This window comes from Maribacter arcticus, from assembly GCF_900167935.1.
Classification (GTDB): domain Bacteria; phylum Bacteroidota; class Bacteroidia; order Flavobacteriales; family Flavobacteriaceae; genus Maribacter; species Maribacter arcticus.
This window is the reverse complement of sequence record NZ_FUYL01000015.1, coordinates 1-10,447: the sequence shown is the minus strand read 5'-3', so window position 1 is coordinate 10,447 and position 10,447 is coordinate 1. Positions and strand designations below refer to the sequence as shown.

9 protein-coding genes and 1 pseudogene are annotated in these 10,447 nt (G+C 33.0%); 9 read left to right on the top strand and 1 reads right to left on the bottom strand.

Annotated elements, in window-relative coordinates:
* Window positions 1-282 precede the first annotated feature (282 nt).
* The 9 genes from B5X55_RS18490 to B5X55_RS18450 all read left to right on the top strand — a co-directional run bounded on the left by B5X55_RS18490 (window position 283) and on the right by B5X55_RS18450 (window position 10,106).
* On the top strand, window positions 283-690 hold the full coding sequence (locus tag B5X55_RS18490) for a hypothetical protein (protein WP_079514686.1): 408 nt from the start codon (window positions 283-285) through the stop codon (window positions 688-690).
* A gap of 209 nt (window positions 691-899) precedes the next feature.
* Window positions 900-1,580 carry a hypothetical protein gene (locus tag B5X55_RS18485; RefSeq protein ID WP_234999795.1) on the top strand — a complete coding sequence of 227 codons (681 nt, stop codon included), beginning with the start codon at window positions 900-902 and terminating at the stop codon, window positions 1,578-1,580.
* A 457-nt stretch (window positions 1,581-2,037) separates the two neighbouring features.
* On the top strand, window positions 2,038-2,391 hold the full coding sequence (locus B5X55_RS18480) for a hypothetical protein (protein WP_079514682.1): 354 nt from the start codon (window positions 2,038-2,040) through the stop codon (window positions 2,389-2,391).
* 173 nt (window positions 2,392-2,564) lie between these two features.
* Window positions 2,565-3,005, top strand: a complete 441-nt coding sequence (locus B5X55_RS18475; RefSeq protein ID WP_079514680.1) for a hypothetical protein — start codon at window positions 2,565-2,567, stop codon at window positions 3,003-3,005.
* Window positions 3,006-3,233: 228 nt separating this feature from the next.
* Window positions 3,234-3,998, top strand: a complete 765-nt coding sequence (locus B5X55_RS18470) for a DUF6090 family protein (RefSeq protein WP_079514678.1) — start codon at window positions 3,234-3,236, stop codon at window positions 3,996-3,998.
* Window positions 3,999-4,272: 274 nt separating this feature from the next.
* Complete coding sequence (locus B5X55_RS18465) at window positions 4,273-7,056, top strand: alpha/beta hydrolase family protein (protein ID WP_079514676.1); 2,784 nt, start codon at window positions 4,273-4,275, stop codon at window positions 7,054-7,056.
* 204 nt (window positions 7,057-7,260) lie between these two features.
* A complete protein-coding gene (locus tag B5X55_RS18460) occupies window positions 7,261-7,914 on the top strand; it encodes a class I SAM-dependent methyltransferase (protein ID WP_079514688.1) in 654 nt (217 codons plus the stop codon).
* Window positions 7,915-8,134: 220 nt separating this feature from the next.
* Window positions 8,135-8,914: a DUF6090 family protein gene (locus tag B5X55_RS18455; RefSeq protein ID WP_143814543.1), complete on the top strand. Its 780-nt coding sequence runs from the start codon at window positions 8,135-8,137 to the stop codon at window positions 8,912-8,914.
* Window positions 8,915-9,074: 160 nt separating this feature from the next.
* Window positions 9,075-10,106 carry a DUF6090 family protein gene (locus B5X55_RS18450; RefSeq protein WP_079514672.1) on the top strand — a complete coding sequence of 344 codons (1,032 nt, stop codon included), beginning with the start codon at window positions 9,075-9,077 and terminating at the stop codon, window positions 10,104-10,106.
* Window positions 10,107-10,244: 138 nt separating this feature from the next.
* Here B5X55_RS18450 and B5X55_RS19105 read toward each other — a convergent pair.
* Window positions 10,245-10,447: pseudogene (locus B5X55_RS19105) on the bottom strand (IS110 family transposase); the annotation flags it as partial.

Sequence of the window (10,447 nt, the reverse complement as noted above, 5' to 3'; positions counted from 1 at the left end):
TCACCGTATATAGTAACCTTAATTCTCTCTTTTGTTCTTTCTAGTTATATCAACAATTTACTGAGAATCAAACTTAAGATGTATATAAAAAATAGCGCAAGTTATTGCTAACACAAAGGTTCGGGCATTTTTGGAAAGTCGCCAAATTTTTAAATTTGACAAATTCCCAAAAATAAAATAATTAATAAAATTTAAAAATTCGGCTTGTGTATCATCTGAAAAGTTATCGCTTATTTTCAGCGCTACTTTTCATATACGAGACGTTGTGCGTAAGTTGAGAAAATGAGAAATTTAACAATAATTTTAGTTCTGATTTTATGTTTTTCGTGTAAAACGGACGAGAAAGATGAATTCTTTGAAATCGAGCTAACAGAAAAAACAGTTGTTGGAATTTGGCCTGACTCTGTACAAATTTCGGAAATGAAAAAAGAATATGGCGAAGACGATTTTTATACTGTTGCAGACGACATAATATGGTATAATGGAAAAATGCACGAGGTAATTGATAGCTTGAAAATAAACTATATCCATACGGACAAAAGAAAGGTTAGAATTATAACACCGAAAGACCGAATTGAAATAAATAATGACACATCGGAAACAAAGTGGAGATATATTTACTATAATGGAAAAGAAACTCTAGAAAAAGATGTGTTTGAAATAATAGACCTGTACAAATTTTACGAATAAAAAACCTACGCACAACACAACCTATAAACAATACGGGCTTCGCTCTTAAACGAATGGATTGTGTATTTTTATAAAGTCCGCAAAATCTTTGGGATTTTGCTTTAAACAAGGAAAAGAAAAAACAAAACAAAAAGATTTCGCTAGTGCGTGGCGGAAAGCAAATGCTAGTTTGCTCCCGTACTGTTCATAGCTAAAACGTTACAGCACATATGCGATTTAAACAAGCTTTAGTAATGATTTCAATCTTTCTGCTATATTCGAGCTGCGAAAAAAAGCGGACGGATTTGGAATTTGAACAATCGGTCGCCTATGAAATATTCCCGGCTTTGATGGACGAACTCCATTACGATACTAGGCTCGGGCCACCATCACCTCCGACACCAATCTACGATAGCAATGAAAACTTAATCGGATATGATACAATCGTTGCGGAAAATACAATGGCCGAATGGCAAATGAAACTTGCGAAATTTAAGGCTGATTCCGTGAGATTGGTAATAGCTGTTGATGATAGTACCAGATTGTTGGAAAAAGAAGAACGGGAAGAACTACTAAAGTACTTTTCAGACAAAAATTTGATTTTAGACACTTCGAATCAAACAAAAAATTATAAAATTAAACTTAACCGCCTCAAGGCAGACCCAAAACTAAAATTCAAATATCGGTCTGAATTTCCAGCGGGTAGTGAAATCTGGAGCGAAGAATATGATTTCCATTTATCAGGAACAACCGGTTTTTCAAGAATTCAATTCGATACGACCAAATCATATGGAATCCTGCACAGTGGATTTGGCTGCGGAAAATTATGCGGGACAGGATTTCGGATTTTCATTAAAAAAGAAAACGGCAAGTGGATTATAGAGAAAATGATATTAATTGAGATTGCGTAGAAAAATACGTGCTGTAACAATACCTATAGCAAATAGGGCATAAAGTGCTAAATTTAAAGGCTTGGGTTTATTTACTAAGTCCGCCAAATCTTATGGATTTGGCTTTTAAAATGAAAAGATAAAAACAAAACAAAAAGCTTTGGCTACATGTGCAGACGGAAACGAAAAGTTTCCTTGCCTGCCCTACTTGCCATAGCTTAAACGTTGGCACAAATTTTGGCAGGTGGCAAAATTTTAATTTTAAGGAGCAAATTATAAGTTACATAATCACAAACTGAAAATATTACGAAGATGGAATTGAAGAATATCGCGTAAATGGACTTTTAAGAAGTTTGGGCAGATGGACTTCACACTCAAATAAAATCATTATGAAAAGCAATCTAATCACACAAAACGCAAGCAAAATATCATGATTGCATAGTTATTTTGTATCTTTTTTTTCTAAAAATATCATATTATGAAAAAATTAGTATTCTTAAGCATTTTCACCCTGTTTGGTATTTATACAATTCACTCTCAAAATTCCAATATTCTAAGTAATGATTATGAAATATCTCAAAAAGATTGGGATGATATTAGCTATACCCAATATGCAATAGGCTTAAGGACTAAAAAGAAAAAAACCATTCCACAAATTGATTTTATCCAAAATTATAAAGATTCAATCCTTCTCGAAACTCCTAAAAACCAATTATCGGACACCCAACTCGCTAAAATGCCGGTTTATGAACCTAAAGGGGAATACAATATGAAAATTTATGAAATTGACAGTACTATTCAATTTTATATTAAAATACATGAGCCAAATTAAGTTTAGACATAAGGATAAATAAAAACTTGTGCCAACAAAGCCTAAAATTCATTGCTTACGGATTTCCCAAACGGAAATCAGCGCAAAAATCTATCTTTAGGTTCGGCTGGATTGTCCTTTGGACGAATCACAGCAACGAACCTTAGCCCAACCGTTGTGCTTAATGTTGAAAAATGAAATTATCAGAACATAACATCAATACTTTAATGCTGTTTCTTCAACAAAAAATTGAGGAAAATGCGGAATATATTGCGGACGAATTGGACAAAGGAAACAATACGGATTTTTTGACTTATCCGCCAAATGGTGGGTTAACTGAAAAAGAAAGTTTGTCTCTAGAAAAACTAAAAAGTGACCCAAACCTAAAAAGTGCACTCAGAAAAATTTTAGCAGACAACTCTGCTGGAGTTTTATTTGAGTTACTAAATGTGATTGATGGAACTGCAGACCCTGACGAAAAATTGGGTAAATGGACCGAAATCAGCTTTGTGGATAAAACTGAAGACTTAGCGGAAAATGCTGATATGTTGCATGATGAATTGTATTCTAAATATTGGGATTGGAGAAAAATCAGACCGAATAAAGATTGGAAGTTGGACACACATGACGGGTAAAACACTAAGCACAACAAAACCTATAAACAATACGGGCTTAGGTCTTAAACGCTAAGGTTTGCGTATTTTTATGAAGTCGCGAAATCTTTGGGATTTCGCTTTGACATCAAAAAAGAAAAAACAAAACCAAAAGATTTCGCTACGTGCGTGACGGCAAGCAAACGCTAGTTTGCTCACGTACTGTTCATAGCTCAGACGTTGTGCTTCATTATGACAAACTACTAACTAATGATAAAATTCTTTAGAAAAATTCGCTACAACCTCATGGAACAAAATAAAACAGGCAAATATTTAAAGTATGCCATTGGAGAAATTGTATTGGTTGTGATAGGAATTTTGATTGCCCTATCTATTAATAATTGGAATCAAAAACTTAAAAATAGAGGAATTGAACAGGCTTATATTAATAGATTGATAAAAGAAGTTGAGAAAGATACATCTTATTTCAAAGACATAAAAAGGCAATTCGATTTTAAAGAATCTAAAATAATAAGGGTAATAAGTACTTGGCAAATTGATAACTTAAGGGTTGTTGATTCATTGCAGTACATTAATGACTTTAAGAGCGCAGGAGATATTAATTCTTGGTATATAGAGCCTGTTACGTGGACACAATTAATTCAAACAGGAGAATTAAAACTAATAAGAGACAAGGAGTTAATCGATAAACTTTTTGATTATTATAATTCAATAAAGAAAGTAGCGGATAATTTTAATCAATATCCAATGAGTATGAATATAAGGGCTAGAGAACAATGGACCGAGCCATTTGTGCAAGAAGCCTATGAAAATTTCAATAATATTGGAGATTTAAAAATAATCCCAAATGCTAATGTTTTTGAAAAAATATGGAGAAATCGGAACAAATATTTTAATGATTATGCGGCTATTGCTATTATTTGCAAGCACAATAAAACGCATATGAATAACCTTGAGGTTTCAAGCAAAAATATTCTAAAAATATTAGAGATTTATAAAAGAACTATAAAATAACGAAAGCACAACATAACCTAAACGTAATGCGGACTTTAGGGCAAAATCGAAAGGTCTGTGTATATTTATAAAGTCGCTAAATCTTATGGATTTAGCTTTGGAACAAAAAAGAAAAAGCAAAACAATAAGCTTTAGCTTCGTGCTCAGACGGAAACGAAAAGTTTCCTTGCCTCCGCACTACGCTTAGCTCAAGCGTTAGCCTTCATTATGACTAATCAATGAACAAATATTAAAACTATATATATTAATATTCAAATTAATCCTAGTTACGCTTATGAATCTAACTAAAACCAAAAACCCATTTCTTAATTTATCGATTATTTTAATCATAACGCTGTTTGTCAGTAATTTACAGGCCCAAAAGAAAAAGTTTATTACATCAGACAATTATGAAAAATGGGAATTGCTGAGAACGACTGCAATCTCCAAAGATGGTAATTGGTCAAGCTATCAAATAGACAAGGTGAATAACGACAAAACGACTTTCCTCTATAATATTAATAAGAAAACTACAAGAGCTTACCTAAATGCAGCTAAAGCAAAATTCTCTCAAACTGGTGGATGGTTCGTCTATGAAAAAGTATTAAGCGGTAAAGAACAAAAGGCTAAAGAGAAGAAAGAGAAAAAAGAAAAGCCTGAAACCAACGATAAAGTATTGGTCAATTTAACAAACGCTGACACTTTGCTTCTAAAGGGTGTTATAAAATATAGCTTCAGTGAGAAAGATTCCTACCTGGCAATGCTAAGGACAAATGATAGCGTCAACACCCTCGTAATACAAGACCTCAAAACTCAATCACAAATGAGTTTTGGAAATATAAAGTCCTTTGAATGGCAGAAAAAAGGAGAACTTATAGCGATGATCGTGGAAACAAAAGACTCAATAGCGAACGGCATTCAATTATATAATCCCAGTAAAGGAATCATAAAAGTATTAGATCAGTCGGCTCATATATATTCTCATTTAGTCTGGGGTGAAAAAGCTGACTATTTATTTGCCATAAAGGCGATAAATCAAGTAAGATCAGATGAGAATTCTTTCCAATTACTTCATTGGAAGGGCTTCTCAAAATTGAATCCTATTTTCTCAATATTTGATCCTAATAAAATAGAATCATTCCCAGATGCTAGAAGAATCTTATCAGATAATATTAAGATTTCAAACGACGGAAACACGGTATTCTTCGAGACCTTTTCTTGGATACAAACTGAAGAAAAAAAGAAAGATAACTCTGAGAAAGAAGATAATAAAAACCCAAAAGTAATTGATGAATATGAAGCCCCCGACTTAGAAATATGGCACAGTAAGGATGAATTGATGATTACTCAACAAAAGAAAAACGCTAATAAAGACTCCGAAGAACCCATCTTATATGGATGGCATGTTGATGATAACAGCAATCTAGCTTTAAGCAATGAACTAGTTGAAAATATTAGCTTACAAGTTAACAATAAGATGATGATTGGTATGGATCAGACCCCTTATTCATTTGATGCTATGTTTGGTAGGCCAAGCAACGATATCTACCTTATCAATATTGAAAACGGAGAGAAAAAAAAGGTTCTAACCGATATCAGAAGAACTTCGCCGATCAGCCCTAATGGTAAATATTTCATTTATATAGAAGATAATAATTTACATCTATATGATATTGAAAAAGAATCATCTATTAATATTACATCTAGTTTAAACGCTAAGTTTATTCAAGGTGATTCATACGATTACCCCGTAGAGGAAAAACCGCCTTTCAGTGGAGGGTTCTCAGCCTGGAGTAAAGATGGAAGTTCATTCCTATTCAATTCTGAATTTGATGTTTGGCAAGGATTTGTAAATGGAAATCTCTCAAAACGTATTACTACAGGAGAAGAAGATGAAATCATTTACAGACATAGGTTTATCCATCATGAAGATGAATTCGTTGATCTGGATAAAGAGCAGTTCTTTTCAATGAGCGGAAAAAAATCTAAAAAATCAGGATTCTCTAAAGGTATCCTTGGTCAAAAACTGAAGAAGTTAATCTACGATGATGTTAGCATTTATGAATTAGATCAACCTCATATAGAACTTAATTTATTGACTTATAAATCCCAGTCTTTTGACAAATCTCCAAATCTGAATATTACTGACTTGGATTTTTCAATTTCGAAAAAGGTTTCACATACAAATTCTTTTCAAGATGAATATGCCTGGGGTAAGGCTGAACTTATAAATTTTAATAATGCTAAAAATAAAAGCGCTCAGGGAATTCTATACTATCCAGCAAATTATCAAAAGGGTAAGAAATATCCAATGATAACTTATGTATATGAAAAGCTTTCTGATGGTTTTCATAGATATACGGTACCGTCTAAGACTAACTATTATAACACTACGGTCTGGCAACAACAGGAGTATTTTGTATTGAAACCAGACATTGAATTCATATCGGGAGATCCAGGGGTTTCTTCTGCAAAGACACTAGAGAATGCTGTCGCCGCTGTAGTAAAAAAGGGTGATATTGACCCTTCCAAAGTTGGTCTAATAGGGCACTCTTGGGGTGGTTATCAAGCAGGCTTTGTACCTACTCAAACTGACATTTTTGCAGCAAGTGTAGCGGGCGCTGGTTTGACTAATTTTATATCTATGTATTTGGCAATAACACCATCATTTGGAGGGTCTCCTGAAAATAATCATTTTGAAGTCTCTCAAGAGCGAATGATAAGTCCACCCTGGCAATCACCTGATAATTACATTCGAAATTCATCTGTAATGAATGTTGAATCTTTGAATACACCGATTCTATTTGAAGTTGGAGACGATGACATGAATGTGAATTGGAGACAAGGAATCGAGTACTACAATGCTGCTCGTAGGGCCGGTAAGCAATTTGTTTTACTTGTGTACGCTAAGGAAGGCCATGGCGTTAGAGAAGAGAAGAACGCATCTGATTATCAACAGAAAATTCTAAGGTGGTTTGGTCATTATCTCAAAGGGGAAGAAGCCCAAGATTGGATCATGGATGGAATTCCTTACAGTGAGCAACAGCGCAGGTTAAAAAAAGGAATAACGAAAGGCTAACCATGTATATAAAAAATAGGCGAAATATTAGTAAAATCAAGGCTTTTGGCTTGTATCAAACTTTGTGCATAACCGAAAGTTTGGCGCTTCGAAATCACCTACTTTTCATATACTAAACGTTGTGCGTCATGGCTTGGATACTTTACGAACCTGAAGTTGATGTACAATTTCACAAATTATAAAAGGGAATAATTTAATCATATTATGAGCAACTTAGACAGCATCCTCAAAAACAAGTATGGATTTGAAGACCCTTTTAAACCTGACCCCCTAGCAGAAAAAGCATTACCCTACTTGAATAACGCGAAGAACTTACTTGATGTTGGTTGTGGTGAGGGAGCAGATACTGTGTTCTTTGCAAAGAAAGGGTTCCAAGTTACAGCTTTGGATAATAACGAAACACATTTAGAGCGTTTGCGAGCATTTATAGATGATAACTCACTTACAAATGTTTCAATTTTGAATACTAATGTATTAGACTTTCAATATCCTCAAAATTATTATGACGTGATTAACTGCCTACTTGTTGGTTGTTGTATGAGTCGGAATGATTTTGATAAGTTGCTTGTAACACTTAAATTGACAGTCAAAAAAGGAGGTGTTATCATTATGTCATTACGAAATTATCTAGATCCGGAATTTAAAGATTATGTTTCCACAGAAAGAATGATTGAACCTAATACGTTTATAAAAAGGGAAGACTGTTGTAAAATAAGATACTACATCGAGAAAAACAGACTTCGTGAATGTTTTCTTGATTTTGAAATTATTTATTATTATGAAGGTCTTGCCAAGGATAAGTATGAAAAAATTAAAAAGCACGGAGATTCATATATTATTTGTAGGAAAAAAGATTAAGGTCCATTGAATACAAAAAAACGACAACGCACAACAATGGCTATAAGTAATTGCTTGTTCTCGCCTACTTCTGAAAATTCTCACGGATTTTCAGTTTGGTGTGTACTTGTAAAGTTAAGTTCTAACCCACGCAACTACTCATAGCCGAGACCGTTGTGCTTCATTATTTAAGCTCCACCCATTTAATTTAAAATCATACATTTAGAGAAACTAATCGCTTGTGATAAAATTCTTTAGAAACATTCGTCAAAAAATGCTGATTGAAAATAAATTCAGTAAATATCTGATTTATGCGGTAGGAGAAATTATACTTGTTGTTATAGGCATTTTAATTGCCCTCTCGATAAATAATATGAACTCTTCTCAAATTGAAAAATCTGAAATTACGGCCTATTTAAAACGACTCAAGACTGAATATACTACTAATGCTACTAGAGCAAATTACTTGTTGGATGAGACGGAGAATTATCCACTCTATGAGCAAATTGAAATTATTGATAGTGCCTTAAATAGTTTCGACAATGGAATAGATAGTGGTAATATTGAAACCATCTTGAGGCCCCATTTATTCTGGTATAATCAGTTCAGAATGACAAGAGATGTGCAAAAAGAAGGAATGAATACGAGCATCCTTTTTAAAATAAAAAACAAGGACTTAATTGCTGAGATCCAAAAACAACAAGCTCTTATGGATGGTCGTCAGGAATGGGTTGATAAAGAAAATGTGGATTATAGATCTGTTTTCAATGAAGCAATAAAATTTAGATATATGAGACCACAAAATAAATATAGAGAAGTAAGGTTTACAAACAAAGATTTGGCAAACAAGTTAATTAATAATCCTTGGTTGCTTGACGAAAAATCAGAATCATATAAGTTAGCTTATCTATCAATTAGTACTTTTAGATATGTTTTAAATGCAAGAGTTGGCTATTTAGAATCAGAAATCGATGGTGATATTAAGCTTATTTCATTAATTGATCAAGAATTGTCAAAATAACGAAAGCACAACAATGGCTATAAGTAATTGCTTGTTCTCGCCTACTTTGGAAATTCCTGCGGAATTTCCAACTTGGTTTGTACTTGCTAAATTAACCGCTAAACCACGCAACTAACCATACACGAACACGTTGTGCTTCATTATAACCAATCACTAACTAATGATAAAATTCTTTAGAAAAATTAGACAAAAAACCCTGACTGAAAATAAGTTCGGGAAATACCTGACTTATGCAATTGGAGAAATAATACTTGTAGTTATTGGAATTTTGATAGCAGTAGGCATTAACAGTATGTATAATGCTTCTCAAAATGAAACTAAAATAAAAGCAATCTTAACACAAGTACAGCAAGACTTAATAACGGATATTTTAGACGCTAAACGTATTTACAATACTTACATAGAAAAAGATTCACTATTCCAAAAAATAATGAATGATTCCATCACTTTTGAGATGTATAAAAAGAACCCTTACCCATTACCAATTACAGGCAACTATGTCTCTTTTAGCAATAAAAAGGGCGGTTATGATCGATTTATGAATAACCTAGAGAATTTACCTGAAAAATATAATTGCTTACTTCCTTACTTTAACACCTTATATGTTGAAATGCAAAATGATATCGATGATTATAACACCTATATTAAAAATACCGCAATGATAGATGGTAGTGAAGATTTAAAGACGAACCCAAAAATTGCCGACTACATTGCAGGAAGATATCCAGAGGAGGCTATGGAGTATTTTTTTAAAGACTCTTTTCTTAAAAACAAATCCATTAAATATATAAATGATTTAAAGAATATCTCATACGCCGCAAACGACTATCGTATTGAGAGCATTGAATTATATAAAAAAATAGATTCCTTATTAGGCAAGACACCGATAGCCTATAAAGAACCACTTGCTATATTACCAGAAAAAGATATTATAAGCTCTTTTTTAGGAGACTATAAAGATCAAGCTAAAGCACTTGGAGCAACTTTGTCACTATCTATGGAAAGCGAAAAGGTAGTATTGAAAAGTTCAAAAAATCCTGACACGAAATTATACTGGCACAAAGACGACTATTATTTCATAAAAGGAAATGGACCTATTTTTAAGTTATATAAAAATAAACAAGGTCAACATATCATTGAAGTCAGTTTCAGAGGAACGAATACCAAATTTATTAAAACAAAAGACATATAAGTTTAAATAACGAAAGCACAACAAAGAACTGAGGTAAAAAACAAGTAAATTCTTCCTTAATCTGAGACAATACTATTCCAGGCTCATAGATTCAATAACTTGATTCTTTGAGCTTTTTTTATTCGATCTATCTTCTATTTATCTAGGCAATATTGAAACGTAAGTTTCATCATATGGTCTTCCAGATTTTGCAATAGCAAAAGACTGTTTGAGTAGTTTGTTAGCTACAGCAATCAATGCAAGCTTCTTACTCTTTCCTTTATTCACTATTCGCTCATAAACTTCCTTGCAAGCCTTGTTGTGCTTACAAGCATTAAAGGAACATAGAAATAAAAGATTCC

Coding starts and splice junctions, on each gene's coding strand:
- B5X55_RS18490 (WP_079514686.1), top strand. CDS start 283: ATGAGAAATTTAACAATAATTTTAGTTCTGATTTTATGTTTTTCGTGT.
- B5X55_RS18465 (WP_079514676.1), top strand. CDS start 4,273: ATGAATCTAACTAAAACCAAAAACCCATTTCTTAATTTATCGATTATT.
- B5X55_RS18475 (WP_079514680.1), top strand. CDS start 2,565: ATGAAATTATCAGAACATAACATCAATACTTTAATGCTGTTTCTTCAA.
- B5X55_RS18485 (WP_234999795.1), top strand. CDS start 900: ATGCGATTTAAACAAGCTTTAGTAATGATTTCAATCTTTCTGCTATAT.
- B5X55_RS18480 (WP_079514682.1), top strand. CDS start 2,038: ATGAAAAAATTAGTATTCTTAAGCATTTTCACCCTGTTTGGTATTTAT.
- B5X55_RS18470 (WP_079514678.1), top strand. CDS start 3,234: ATGATAAAATTCTTTAGAAAAATTCGCTACAACCTCATGGAACAAAAT.
- B5X55_RS18450 (WP_079514672.1), top strand. CDS start 9,075: ATGATAAAATTCTTTAGAAAAATTAGACAAAAAACCCTGACTGAAAAT.
- B5X55_RS18460 (WP_079514688.1), top strand. CDS start 7,261: ATGAGCAACTTAGACAGCATCCTCAAAAACAAGTATGGATTTGAAGAC.